This window comes from Mycobacterium sp. NAZ190054, from assembly GCF_001545925.1.
Lineage (GTDB): Bacteria > Actinomycetota > Actinomycetes > Mycobacteriales > Mycobacteriaceae > Mycobacterium.
In genome coordinates, this window is record NZ_LMVQ01000074.1 from 1 (window position 1) to 13,197 (window position 13,197).

9 protein-coding genes, 1 other RNA gene and 1 pseudogene are annotated in these 13,197 nt (G+C 69.0%); 9 read left to right on the plus strand and 2 right to left on the minus strand.

Going from position 1 to position 13,197, the window contains the following annotated elements; genetic code table 11:
* A partial coding sequence (locus tag ASJ79_RS07040) for an HNH endonuclease (protein WP_067954012.1) occupies positions 1-1,006 on the plus strand: 1,006 nt, incomplete at its 5' end.
* A gap of 79 nt (positions 1,007-1,085) precedes the next feature.
* Positions 1,086-1,490: RNase P RNA component class A (gene rnpB / locus ASJ79_RS07045), an RNA gene on the plus strand.
* A gap of 13 nt (positions 1,491-1,503) precedes the next feature.
* Here the strand turns inward: rnpB and ASJ79_RS07050 are convergent.
* Positions 1,504-3,000 carry a CYTH and CHAD domain-containing protein gene (locus ASJ79_RS07050; RefSeq protein ID WP_067954013.1) on the minus strand — a complete coding sequence of 499 codons (1,497 nt, stop codon included), beginning with the start codon at positions 2,998-3,000 and terminating at the stop codon, positions 1,504-1,506.
* A 150-nt stretch (positions 3,001-3,150) separates the two neighbouring features.
* Between ASJ79_RS07050 and ASJ79_RS07055 the strand changes: the two genes are divergently transcribed.
* Both ASJ79_RS07055 and ASJ79_RS07060 read left to right on the plus strand, forming a co-directional pair.
* Positions 3,151-4,932: a fatty acyl-AMP ligase gene (locus tag ASJ79_RS07055; RefSeq protein ID WP_067954014.1), complete on the plus strand. Its 1,782-nt coding sequence runs from the start codon at positions 3,151-3,153 to the stop codon at positions 4,930-4,932.
* Positions 4,933-4,948: 16 nt separating this feature from the next.
* Positions 4,949-5,737, plus strand: a complete 789-nt coding sequence (locus ASJ79_RS07060) for an enoyl-CoA hydratase/isomerase family protein (RefSeq protein WP_067954015.1) — start codon at positions 4,949-4,951, stop codon at positions 5,735-5,737.
* On the opposite strand, the gene panB is transcribed toward ASJ79_RS07060, so the two are convergent.
* Positions 5,734-6,594, minus strand: a complete 861-nt coding sequence (panB, locus tag ASJ79_RS07065) for a 3-methyl-2-oxobutanoate hydroxymethyltransferase (protein WP_067954016.1) — start codon at positions 6,592-6,594, stop codon at positions 5,734-5,736. The two genes, ASJ79_RS07060 and panB, sit on opposite strands and share 4 nt — an antisense overlap.
* 159 nt (positions 6,595-6,753) lie before the next feature.
* Here panB and ASJ79_RS07070 point away from each other — a divergent pair, with 159 nt between their 5' ends.
* The 5 genes and pseudogenes from ASJ79_RS07070 to ASJ79_RS07090 form a co-directional block, all read left to right on the plus strand.
* Entirely contained in the window at positions 6,754-8,157 is a 1,404-nt protein-coding gene (locus ASJ79_RS07070; RefSeq protein WP_067954017.1) for a wax ester/triacylglycerol synthase family O-acyltransferase, read from the plus strand.
* Positions 8,158-8,215: 58 nt separating this feature from the next.
* On the plus strand, positions 8,216-9,748 hold the full coding sequence (locus ASJ79_RS07075) for an alpha/beta hydrolase (RefSeq protein ID WP_156448311.1): 1,533 nt from the start codon (positions 8,216-8,218) through the stop codon (positions 9,746-9,748).
* Positions 9,749-9,812: 64 nt separating this feature from the next.
* On the plus strand, positions 9,813-11,330 hold the full coding sequence (locus ASJ79_RS07080) for an alpha/beta hydrolase (RefSeq protein WP_067954019.1): 1,518 nt from the start codon (positions 9,813-9,815) through the stop codon (positions 11,328-11,330).
* Between the two features lie 45 nt (positions 11,331-11,375).
* Positions 11,376-12,716 (plus strand): type I glutamate--ammonia ligase, encoded by a 1,341-nt coding sequence (gene glnA, locus ASJ79_RS07085; RefSeq protein WP_067954020.1) that lies wholly within the window; start codon positions 11,376-11,378, stop codon positions 12,714-12,716.
* Between the two features lie 30 nt (positions 12,717-12,746).
* A pseudogene (locus ASJ79_RS07090) lies at positions 12,747-13,197 on the plus strand (bifunctional [glutamine synthetase] adenylyltransferase/[glutamine synthetase]-adenylyl-L-tyrosine phosphorylase); the annotation flags it as partial.

The following is a 13,197-nucleotide window of genomic DNA, read 5'->3' on the forward strand; positions in this document are numbered from 1 at the left end:
GCCCCACACCCTGGCCGCGCTGGAGGCCGGGGTGCTCTCGGAATGGCGGGCCACCCTGATCGTGCGCGAATCAGCGTGTCTGAGCGTGCAACACCGCCGGGAGCTCGACGCCGAACTGTGCGCCGATGTCGCCAGGCTCGCGGGGTGGGGGAACAACCGGGTCGAGGCCGAGGCCAAGACGATCGCCGCGCGTCTGGATGCAGCGGCGGTGGTGGCGCGCGGGCGGGCGGCGGTCGCGGATTGTGCGGTCAGTGTGCGGCCGGTGTCGGACACCATGGTCTGTGTCAGCGTGCGGCTTCCGCTGGCGAAGGGGGTGGGCTTGTATGCGGCCTGCAAGAAAGCCGCCGACACCAGTGCCGATGGGCGCCCGGGGGGGCAGGTGATGGCCGAGACGGTGTATGAGCGGGTCACCGGCCATCCCGCGACCCAGCCGGTGCCGATCGCGCTGAACCTGGTGATGGCCGATACCACCCTGGCCGGTGACGACGACGAACTCGGCTGGCTGGACGGATACGGACCGGTGCCGGCGGGGTTCTGCCGCGCCCTGACCGGTGAGGCGGTCGCCGATGCCGAACCCAAGGCCACGCTGCGGCGCCTCTACCGTCATCCCGCCAGCGGGCAGCTGGTCGCGATGGAATCCAAAGCCCGGATCTTCCCGAAAGGGCTGGCGCTGTTGTTGCAGCGTCGGGATCGGACGTGCCGGACGCCGTACTGCAATGCTCCGATCCGCCATCACGATCACGCGGTTCCGGCCCGGGGCGACGGAAAGACCAGCGCGGGTAACGGGCTCGGGTTGTGCGAGGCCTGCAACTACGCCAAAGAAGCGCCGGGTTGGCGGGTCAGTACGGGTGAGGAGAACGGCGAGCATCGCGCGGAGTATGTGACGCCGACCGGGGCGACCTACACCTCGATCGCCCCGGTGCTGCCCGGACCGCCGGTACGACGACGGCTCAGCCTGGCCGAAGGCCGACTCTCCATCGACCTCATCACCTTCGACGCCGCGTGACCGCCGAGCGGCACCGCGGCCCGACTGGTGCGGTTCATTACCAGAATGGGCATTCGACCCATTACCGTGTGAGGGCGGATGAGCTGGCCGGGCGGCCGCGGCACCCCTGGTGTCGAGGAAAGTCCGGACTTCACAGAGCAGGGTGATTGCTAACGGCAATCCGAGGTGACTCGCGGGAAAGTGCCACAGAAAACAGACCGCCACCCCAGAGCCTTCGGGCGACGGGGCGGTAAGGGTGAAAAGGTGCGGTAAGAGCGCACCAGCATCCCGGGTGACCGGGGTGGCTTGGTAAACCCCACCCGAAGCAAGGCCAAGAAGGCCGCAACCTGGTTGCGGCCGCGCAGGCGCTCGAGGGTTGCTCGCCCGAGCCTGCGGGTAGGCCGCTTGAGGCACCCGGCAACGGTGTGTCCAGATGGATGGTCGCCGCCTCGCCGCCGGACACGGTGGTGAGGAACAGAATCCGGCTTACAGGCCAGCTCGTCCGCCCCTCGCGCAGCTCAGGATTTGCCCACCGACTTGTCGAGCTGACGCAAGGCATCCTCGATCTGCTCCTCGCACCGCCGGGCGAGGTCGTCCTCCTGCTGGTACAGCAGTCCGTAGGTGAAGGTGTCCTCGCCCGCGGAATGGGCCACCTGGGCCTGCCGACTCAGGTGGCTCCGGCTCACCACACTGTCCTGATGGTCGCCCAACAGCGACTGGATCACCTTGGCCCGCTCGGCCACCTTGGTCTGCCCGGTTGCTGCGGCGGTGTACCGAAGCTGCTTGGCGCGCTTGCGGATTCGGTGCAACGCCTCGTCGGGGTCGGTGCCACCGTCCGCTGCGGCGACGCGAGCGGCCTTGGCCGCCTTGCGCACCCGCTTATACGCCGCATCGATCGTCAGCTCGGCCGGAGTGCCGTCGGTGCCGGCGCGCGGCGGGTCGGTGGAGACCAGATCCTCCAGCGCATCGAGCAGTCGGAAGTAGCGCGGCGAACGCATCGCCGTCAGCGATCGCTTCCACCCCGTCTGATAGCGCTTCTTCGCGCCCTCGACGAGCCGTTCGCGTACGGGTCCGCGCACGTTCGCCTCAGGCAGCGCGTCGATGGCCCGCTCGTAGCGTTCGGCGAGCACCTCTGCGTCACGGGCGACGCCCAGCACGCCGGCCAGTTCGCGCAACTCGTCGAGGATCCACTCCCGGCCGGTGAAATCGAACGAGCTCTCGGACGACTGCAACAGGCTGCGGATCTTGCGCGTCGTGACCCGCATCTGGTGCACCGAGTCCCACGCGTCGGCGCGGACGGCGCGATCCCACGTGATCAACTCGGCGAGGTGCTGCGTCACGGCGCGACGCGCCGGATCAGCCGGCGCGGCGGCCGCACCCGTCTCGGGGGTTTCGGTGCCCAGCACGCGCGCCAGCTTCGAGCCGTGCCCGGCCGGCACCGCCCCGGCATCCAGCAGCCGATTCGTCACTCTGTCGAACACGTCGGCGGCCGCACCGGGGCGCAGTTCGAGTTCCCACTCGCGCCATTGCTGCTCTTCGCCACCGACCGCACTCGCCGTCACCTGGTCGTCGCAGAACTCGGCCACCGCGGTGCCGTCCGGTCCGTAGAGCACTTCGACGTTCCTGGCCGTGGTGATGCGCGCCACCGGCGCCAGCGGGCGGTCCCGCACGATCGCGAGCACGATGTCGCGCAGACTCTCCGGCACGGTCGCCTCGTCGGAGCCGTCCTCGGCCAGCGGCGCGTGCACCTCGGTACGGCTGTCCGCCCCGGCAGGCAACTTCAGATGCCAGGCCGCGTCCGGACCGCCGGTGCGTCGACGGAGGGTGATCCGGTGACACGCGAGGTCACGCGACGGTGTGTCGAAGTAGACAGCATCGAGCGATTGTGATGGGGACTTCTCCACTCGGGCGACCGCCGACAGACCGTCGAAAGACGGCGACACGGTCGCCTCGACCACGTCGAACTTGCGCTCCGTCTCCGTATACCTGGAGGTTTCGGGCGATGTGGCAGTCATGGTCACCCTGTCTCTGAGGTGGTGCGGGGGACCACAGCGTGCCACATCCACGTGAACCCCGGCCGCCGTCCGGCGACCGGTGGCAAATTGATATCGACTCGCCCGGGGGTGGGTGAGCGAAATTCACGATCGTTCTCTTAGAATGCTCTTATGAGTCCAGTGATGCGGCTCGACGACTACCTCGACCGCGAAGGCAACATAGCGATCCCGGCCGGCGTGACGCTGACCTCGTTCCTCGACCGTAACGTCGCGGAGCTGGGCGACACACCGGCCTACCGGTATCTCGATTTCGACCGCGACTGCACCGTCGAACTGAGCTGGAACCAGCTTCGAACGCGGCTACACGCGGTCGGAGCCCGGCTGCAGCAGGTGACCAAGCCTGGTGACCGGGTCGCTGTGCTCACGCCGCAGGGTGTCGACTACGTCGTCGGATTCTTCGCCTCGATCCTTGCCGGCACCATCGCGGTGCCGCTGTTCGCGCCGGAACTACCCGGCCACACCGACCGGCTCGACGCGGTGCTCAACGACGCCGAACCGACTGTCGTGCTGACCACCACCGCCGCAGCCCAGCCCGTCCGGGATTTCCTGCGCAAGCTGCCGCGCGAGCGTCGCCCCCGGCTGATCGCCACCGATGCGGTGCCCGACGCCGTCGGCGAAGGGTTCATCCCGGCACCGCTGAACACCGACGACATCGCCTACCTGCAGTACACGTCCGGTTCCACCCGTGCGCCTGCCGGCGTGGAGATCACGCACCGATCGGCCTGCACGAACGTCGTCCAGATGATCGACGGCGTGGGTCTGGACCACAACATCCGCAGCGTCAGCTGGCTCCCGCTGTTCCACGACATGGGCCTGCTGATGATCATGTTCCCGGCGCTGTGCGGCGGTCACATCACGCTGATGTCGCCGGTGTCCTTCGTGCGCCGGCCGTACCGCTGGATCAAGGAACTCGGCGCGTCCGACACGCCGACGTTCGCGGCGGCGCCGAACTTCGCCTTCGAGCTGGCCGCGCAGCGCGGTCTGCCGCCGGCGGGGGACACCCTCGATCTCAGCAACATCGCCGGGCTGATCAACGGGTCCGAGCCGGTGAACATGGCCTCAATCCAGAAGTTCTACGACGCGTTCGGCCCCTACGGACTGCCCGAGACCGCGGTCAAGCCCTCCTACGGCATGGCCGAGGCCACGCTGTTCGTCTCGACGATCGGGCCTCAGGCCCGCGCCGAGGCGACCTACCTCGACCGCGACGAACTGTCCCTGGGCAAGGCCGTGCGCGTCGGCGCCGACCATCCCAACGCGGTCGCCCAGGTGTCCTGCGGCCACGTCGCCCGCAGCCAGTGGGCGGTGATCGTGGACCCCGCCACGGATGCCGAGCTGCCCGACGGCCGGGTCGGCGAGATCTGGCTGCACGGCGACAACATCGGCCGCGGCTACTGGGGCCGGCGCTCCGAGACCGAGCTGACGTTCCAGAACAAGATCCAGACCCGCCAGCTCTACAACAGCCACGCCGAGGGTTGCGCCGAAGACGCGCTGTGGCTGCGCACCGGTGACCTCGGGGTGTACCTCGACGGCCAGCTCTACGTCACCGGCCGCGTCAAGGACCTCGTGATCGTCGACGGTCGCAATCACTACCCGCAGGACATCGAGGCGACCGTCGCCGCGGCGTCCTCGGCGGTGCGGACCGGGTTCGTCGCGGCGTTCTCGGTGCCCGGCGACGGCCGCGAAGAGGTCGTCATCGTCGCCGAACGCGCTCCCGGCGCCGGCCGCGCCGATGCCGGCCCCATCCAGGAGGCGATCCGCGCCGCGGTGTCGCGCAGTCACGCGCTGCCGCTGAAGGAGATCAAACTGGTTGCCGCCGGCGTGATTCCGCGCACGACGAGTGGGAAGCTGGCGCGCCGGGCCTGCCGGGCCGAGTACCTGGAAGGCAAACTGTAGCCGCTACAGTCCGTGTGTGACCGAATTCCACACCATCACCTTCGAGCAGACCGGTGCGATCGCGCGCATCACGCTGAACCGCCCCGACGCGGCGAACGGCATGAACGCCACCATGACTCGCGAACTGGCCGTCGCGGCGGCGCGCTGCGACACCGCCGCGACCAGGGTCGTCGTCCTCACCGGTGCCGGGCGGTTCTTCTGCGCCGGGGGTGATCTGAAGGACTTCGCGTCCGCGCCGAGCCGGGGGCGTCACCTCAAGGGCGTCGCCGACGACCTGCACCGCGCCGTCTCGACGCTGGCGCGTATGGACGCGGTCGTCATCACCGCGGTGAACGGCACCGCCGCGGGCGCCGGTTTCTCCCTGGCGGTCGCCGGCGATCTGGTGCTGGCCGCGGAGTCCGCGTCGTTCACGATGGCCTACACCCGCGTCGGCCTGAGCCCGGACGGCGGCGCGTCCTACCACCTGCCGCGCCTCATCGGCACGGCCAAGACCAAGCAGCTGATGCTGACCAACCGCACGCTCTCGGCGCAGGAGGCCTGGCAGTGGGGCCTCGTCGGCGAGGTGGTCGCCGACGATCAGCTGAAGGCACGGGCCGACGACCTCGCCGAGCAGATGGCAGCGACGTCGGCGGGATCCAACGGCGGGGTCAAGGCGTTGCTGTCGGACACGTTCGGCAACGGCCTGGAGCAGCAGATGGAGCTGGAGGGCCGGCTGATCGCCGCGCGCGCCGAATCCCCGGACGGGCGTGAGGGTGTCGACGCGTTCCTGTCGAAACGCAAGCCCGAGTTCGGGCCCCGCGCCTAGTAGGAGTGCTCTTCGGCCGGGAAGACGCCCGTGGCGACCTCCCGCGCGTATTCGGTGGCGGCGCGTCGCAGCTCGTCGCCGACCCCGCCGAAGCGCTTCACGAACTTGGCCGTCCGGCCGCTGGTCATGCCGGCCATGTCCTGCCACACGAGAACCTGCGCGTCGCAGTTCGGTCCGGCGCCGATGCCGACGGTGGGGATGGTCAACTTGCCGGTGATCTGGGTCGCCAGCTCGGCCGGCACCATCTCCATCACCACGGCGAAGGCGCCCGCCTCCTGCACCGCGATCGCGTCGTGGATGGTCTGCTCGGCGGCGTCGCCGCGGCCCTGGACCCGGAAACCGCCGAGACCGTTGACGCTCTGCGGGGTGAAGCCGATGTGCGCCATGACCGGGATGCCCGCCGAGGTGAGCGCGGCGATCTGATCGGTGATGCGCTCACCGCCTTCGATCTTCACCGCGTGCGCGCCGGTTTCCTTGAGCATCCGGGTGGCACTGGCCAGCGCCTGCTGCGGTCCGGCCTCGTAGCTGCCGAACGGCAGATCGGCCACGATCAGCGCATGCGGGGCGCCGCGGACGACACCGCGGACCAGCGGGATGAGTTCGTCGAGCGTGACCGGCACCGTGGTGTCGTAGCCGTACACGACGTTCGCGGCGGAGTCCCCGACGAGCAGCACCGGGATCTGCGCGTCGTCGAAGATCGCCGCCGTCGAGAAGTCGTACGCGGTCAGCATGGCCCACTTGTGGCCTTCGGCCTTCCACTTCTGCAGGTGGTGGGTGCGGACTTTCACCCGCGGCTTGGGGGCGGTAGTTGAACCGGAATCTGTGGCGACAGCACCGTACACGGACTGCTCAGACATCGTCGTCTCCCAAAGGGCGAGTCGTTGTGAATCCTCGAGGCCCGATTCGGGTCCCCGGGTTCGCTGACCCGTCCAGTCTGCCACTGTGTTACCTGAAGATGAACGCCGCGTTGAGTGGATTTGCTCACACCGGTGCCGCCCGGGCATACCATCGGCGACATGCAACGGCTCAGCGGACTCGACGCCAGCTTCCTGTACCTCGAAACCGCAGCCCAGCCACTGCATGTCTGCTCCATTCTGGAGCTCGACACGTCCACCATGCCGAGCGGATACACCTTCGACCGTCTGCGCGACGGGTTGGAGCTCCGGATCAAGGCCATGCCCGAATTCCGGGAGAAGATCGCCGACAGCCGGTTCAACCTCGATCACCCAGTGTGGGTGGAGGACAAGGACTTTGACGTAGACCGCCATCTGCACCGGATCGGGCTGCCGTCACCCGGCGGCCGCACCGAGCTTGCGGAGATCTGCGGCCACATCGCGTCGCTGCCGCTGGACCGGACACGGCCGCTGTGGGAGATGTGGGTGATCGAGAACGTCGCGGGCACCGACGCGCATGCCGGTGGCCGTATCGCGGTGATGACCAAGGTGCATCACTGCGCCGTCGACGGGGTCACCGGCGCGAACCTGATGTCGAAGCTGTGCACGACCGAGCCCGATGCGCCGCCGCCGGACCCGGTCGACGGGTCCGGCGGCGGCACCGAGCTGGAGATCGCGCTCAGCGGCGCGGTGCGCTTCGCGACCAGACCGTTGAAACTGGTGAACGTGGTGCCGAACACGGTGTCGACGGTCGTCGACACCGTCCGGCGGGCCCGCAACGGCCTGACGATGGCGCCGCCGTTCGCAGCGCCCAAAACCGCGTTCAACGCCAATGTGACCGCGCACCGCAACGTCGCGTTCGCCCAGCTGGACCTCGACGACATCAAGACGGTGAAGAACCACTACGGCGTCAAGGTCAACGACGTGGTGATGGCGCTCGTCTCCGGTGTGCTGCGCACCTTTCTGGGTAAGCGTGGCGAGCTGCCCGCGACCTCGCTGGTGGCGATGGTTCCGGTCTCGGTGCACGACAAATCCGACCGCCCGGGCCGCAACCAGGTGTCGGGGATGTTCTCCCGTCTGGAGACCAACATCGAGGACCCCGTCGAACGCCTGATGGCCATCGCTGAGGCGAATTCCGTTGCCAAACAGCATAGTTCGGCGATCGCTGCGACCCTGCTGCAGGACTGGACCCAGTTCGCCGCGCCAGCGGTGTTCGGCGCCGCGATGCGGGTGTACGCGAGCAGCAGGCTCAGCGGCGCCCGGCCGGTGCACAATCTGGTGATCTCCAACGTGCCCGGTCCGCAGGGCAGTCTGTACATGCTCGGGTGCGAGGTCATCGCGATGTATCCGCTCGGGCCGATCTTCCACGGCTCGGGCCTGAACATGACGGTGATGTCGCTGTCCGGCAACCTCGACGTCGGGATCGTGTCGTGCCCCGAGCTGCTGCCCGACCTGTGGGACATGGCGGACGCATTCGACGTCGCGCTCTGCGAACTGCTCGATTCCGTCGGGCGGGCCGCCCGGTAGCGCCCACCGCCACGCGCCGTGCCAGCGCCGACGCCCGGTCATGGCAGCATGTGGTGCCATGAAGCTCACGCCCGCGACCGCGCGATCCGGTCTCATGCTGACGCTGGCCGTGCTGCTGGCCGCCGGTTGCAGCCAGGTGGTGTCGGGTCAGGCGGAGATCGCGGTGCCGCGGCCAGGCACTCCCATCGAGTGGGGGCCGTGCGGTGCGGGACCGTCCGATCAGGTGCGCATCCCGCCCGGGGCCGAGTGCGGCATGCTGTCGGTGCCCGTCGACTGGGACAATCCCGACGACCCCGACGGTGACGTCGCGCAGATCGCGCTGCTCCGGATCAAGGCCGGCGGGGACAAGATCGGTTCGCTGATCGTCAACCCGGGCGGGCCGGGGAAGTCCGGTAAGGAATCGGCCGCCGTGATGGCCGCGACGCTGCCCGAAGAGGTGCGGCAGCGGTTCGATCTGGTGGGTTTCGACCCGCGCGGCGTCGCGGAATCCACACCGGCGGTGTGGTGCAACAGCGACGCCGACCACGACCGGCTGCGCGCCGACAACGTCGTCGAGTACACCCCCGAGGGGGTGGCGCACCTGGAGAAGCTCACCAAGGAGTTCGTGCAGCGCTGCGTGGACAAGATGGGCCTGGAATTCCTCGGCAACGTGGGAACCGAGAGCGTGGTCAAGGATCTCGACGCGCTGCGGGCCGCGCTCGGTGACGAGAAGCTGACCTTCCTGGGCTACTCGTACGGCACCCGCATCGGGGCCGGCTACGCCGAGGCCTACCCGCAGAACGTGCGCGCGATGGTCCTCGACGGCGCCATCGACCCCAACGCCGACCCGGTCGAGGCCGACGTCCGTCAGGCCGCGGCGTTCCAGCAGGCCTTCGACGACTACGCCACCGACTGCGCCATCGACCCCGACTGCCCGCTGGGCACCGACCCGGCCAAGGCCGTCGACGTGTACCGGTCCCTGGTGTGGCCGTTGGTCGACGAGCCGGCCGACACCACCGATCCGCGCGGGCTGAGCTACAACGACGCGGTCGTCGGCACCATCCTGCCGCTGTACTCGCCCGGGCTGTGGCGGCACCTGACCCAGGCGCTCGCCGAGATCGAAAAGGGCCGCGGCGACACGATGCTCGCGCTGGCCGACCTGTACATGGGCCGGGACGCACAGGGGCACTACAATAACGGCACCGATTCGCGGATCGCGGTCAACTGCGTCGACAAGCCTGCCATCACCGACCGCGCCACCCTGGTCGAACAGGACCGCCGGGTCCGTGAGGCCGCGCCGTTCATGGCCTACGGCGAGTTCACCGGGCTGGCCCCGATGGGCACCTGCGGGTTCTGGCCGATACCGCCGACGAGCACCCCGCACGAGATCGACGTCGACGGGCTGCCGCCCATCCTGGTGATCTCGACCACCAACGATCCGGCCACTCCGTACCAGGCCGGTGTCGATCTGGCCCGTCAACTCGACGGCACCCTGGTGACCTTCGAGGGCACCCAGCACACCGTTGCGCTGCAAGGCGACTCGTGCATCGACGAGATCACCACCCGCTACCTCGTCGACGTGACCGTGCCGCCGCCGGACACCCGGTGCTGAGCTGGTAACGGCCCGGTCACCGTTGCGTCCCAGGGGGAGACCGCTGCCCGGCTCCCGTGCAACGATGGCTGCCATGTTGCGCGCCGCCCGGTTGATCGCAGCGCTGGCCGTGACATCGGCGGCGCTGTGCCCGTCGGCAGCCGCCGCACCCGGAGATCCCGAACAGTCGTACTCCACTGCGCCGGTGTGGACTTCGTGCAGTCCCTGGGTCGCGGACACCTCCCGGATCCCCGCCGCGCAGTGCGGGACCGTCGCGGTGCCCGTCGACTACGCGAAACCCGATGGTGCGCAGGCGCAGTTGGCCGTCATCAAGGTCCCGGCGTCCGGGTCGCGCATCGGCGTGCTCGTCGTCAACCCCGGCGGGCCCGGCGCCTCGGCGGTCGACACCGCGGCGTCGATGGGGGCGGCGCTGGCCGGCAGTGAGATCGGCCGGCACTTCGACCTCGTCGGCATCGACCCGCGCGGCGTCGGGCATTCGACACCGGAACTGCGGTGCCGCACCGACGCCGAGTTCGATGCGTTCCGCGCCGAACCCATGGCCGATTACAGTCCCGCCGGCGTCGCCCACATCGAAGAGGTGCTGCGCACCTTCGCCACGCAGTGCCTGAACCGGATGGGCGCCGAGTTCCTCGCCACCGTCGGCACGGCGACCGCCGCGCGGGACATGGACGTGGTGCGCGACGCCCTCGGCGAGGACCGCATCAACTACCTCGGCTTCTCCTACGGCACCCAACTCGGATCGGTCTATGCCGCGCGGTACCCGGACCGGGTGCGGGCGATGGTCCTCGACGGCGCCGTGGACCCGAGCCTCGACCCGATCACCGAGAGCATGAACCAGATGGCCGGCTTCCAGAAGGCCTTCGACAGGTACGCCGCCGACTGCGCCGAGTCGGCGGGATGCCCGCTGGGCAACGACCCGGCACAGTTCGTGGCCCGCTTCCATCAACTGGTCGACCCGCTGGTGACCCGCCCGGCCGCGACGAGCGACCCGCGAGGGCTGACTTACCAGGACGCGATCACCGGCACCGTCAGCAGCCTGTACTCGCAGCGGTACTGGCCCTACCTGACCAGCGGCCTGCTGGGACTGCAGCGTGGCACCGATCCCGGCGACCTGTTGCTGCTCGCCGACGACTATCAGCAGCGGGACCGCAACGGGCACTACAAGAACCGGCAGGACGCGTTCAACGCGATCCGGTGCGTCGACGCGGTCTACCCGACCGACACCGCCACCTGGGTGGAGGCGGACCGGCGTTCCCGGGAGGTCGCGCCGTTCCTGTCCTACGGTGAGTTCACCGGGCATGCGCCGCGCGACATGTGCGCGATGTGGCCGGTGCCGCCGACACCGGTGGTCGGCGTCGCGGCGTCGCCCGGACCCGGCAAGGTCGTGGTGGTGTCGACGACCGGCGACCCGGCCACTCCGTACGAGGCCGGGGTGAATCTGGCGCGTCAGATGGATGCCCGGTTGATCACCTTCGAGGGCACCCAGCACACGGTGGTGTTCAACGGCGACGCCTGTGTCGACACCGCCACGGTCGATTTCCTGGTCAACTCCACGCCGCCGCCTGCCGGTTTGCGGTGCTAGCGGGCTCGTAACACAGAATTAACAGGCGGAACCTAGGCTTCGGGCATGGATCGGCAGAAGGAATTCGTGCTGCGCACGCTGGAGGAGCGTGACATCCGCTTCGTCCGGCTGTGGTTCACCGACGTGCTCGGATACCTCAAGTCGGTCGCGATCGCGCCCGCCGAACTCGAGGGCGCGTTCGAAGAGGGCATCGGTTTCGACGGGTCGTCCATCGAGGGCTTCGCCCGCGTCTCGGAGGCCGACATGGTGGCGCGTCCCGATCCGTCGACATTCCAGGTGCTGCCCTGGGCCGACAGCTCCGGCAAGCATCACTCCGCGAGGATGTTCTGCGACATCACCATGCCGGACGGCTCGCCGTCGTGGGCCGACTCGCGCCACGTGCTGCGCCGCCAGCTGTCCAAGGCCAGCGATCTCGGTTTCTCCTGCTATGTGCACCCCGAGATCGAGTTCTTCCTGCTGCAGCCCGGGCCGGATGACGGGACCCCGCCGACTCCGGCTGACAATGGCGGTTATTTCGACCAGGCCGTGCATGATTCGGCACCGAACTTCCGTCGTCACGCGATCGACGCGCTCGAGCAGATGGGGATCTCGGTCGAGTTCAGCCACCACGAAGGGGCGCCCGGCCAGCAGGAGATCGACCTGCGCTACGCCGACGCGCTGTCGATGGCCGACAACGTGATGACGTTCCGCTACCTCGTCAAGGAGGTCGCCCTCGGCGACGGTGTGCGGGCGTCGTTCATGCCCAAGCCGTTCGCCGAGCATCCCGGTTCGGCGATGCACACCCACATGAGCCTGTTCGAGGGTGAGACCAACGCGTTCCACAGCCCCGACGATCCGCTGCAGCTCTCCGACGTCGGGAAGTCGTTCATCGCAGGCATTCTCGAGCACGCCAACGAGATCAGCGCCGTCACCAACCAGTGGGTGAACTCCTACAAGCGGCTGGTGCACGGTGGTGAGGCGCCGACCGCGGCGTCGTGGGGTGCGGCCAACCGCTCGGCGCTGGTGCGCGTCCCGATGTACACCCCGCACAAGGTGTCGTCGCGACGGGTGGAGGTGCGCAGCCCCGACTCGGCCTGCAACCCGTACCTGACCTTCGCGGTGCTGCTGGCCGCCGGGCTGCGGGGCATCGAGAAGAACTACGTGCTGGGCCCGCAGGCCGAGGACAACGTGTGGAGCCTGACCCCCGAGGAACGCCGCGCGATGGGCTACAAGGAGCTGCCCGGCAGCCTCGGTGTCGCGCTGGGCGAGATGGAGAACTCCGAACTGGTCGCCGAGGCGCTCGGCGAGCACGTGTTCGACTTCTTTCTGCGCAACAAGCGCAGGGAGTGGGAGAACTACCGCAGTCACGTGACGCCGTACGAGCTGAAGACCTACCTGTCCCTTTGACAACGGTCGGGCCGCGCTACCTTGTTGGGCGTGGCCAAACCCGCGACACAGCGTCCCAAGCTGCCCGGCGTCGGGCGGCTCGGACTGGTGGAGCCGACGGCGCAGGCCGATCTGGACAGCCTGGGCTGGAACACCGACGCCCACGTCGAGCTGCTGTGGTCGCTGTCGCGCGCCCCCGACGCCGACACCGCGCTGAAGGCCATCGTCCGGCTCTCGGAGGCGCTCGGGCCGGGTTGGGCCGAACTCGACGCCGCGCTGCTGCAGGACCGGAGTCTGCGCGGCCGGTTGTTCGCGGTGCTCGGGTCCTCGCTGGCCCTCGGTGACCACCTGGCCGCCAACCCCGATTCGTGGCGTCTGTTGGCCGGCAAGGTCCGGTTGCCGTCGGCGCAGCAGCTGCGGGACATGTTCGCCGAGCGGGCCGACCAGGCCACGGGCGCCGCCGAACACGTCGAGGTGATCCGCAAAGCGGTCACCAAGCTGC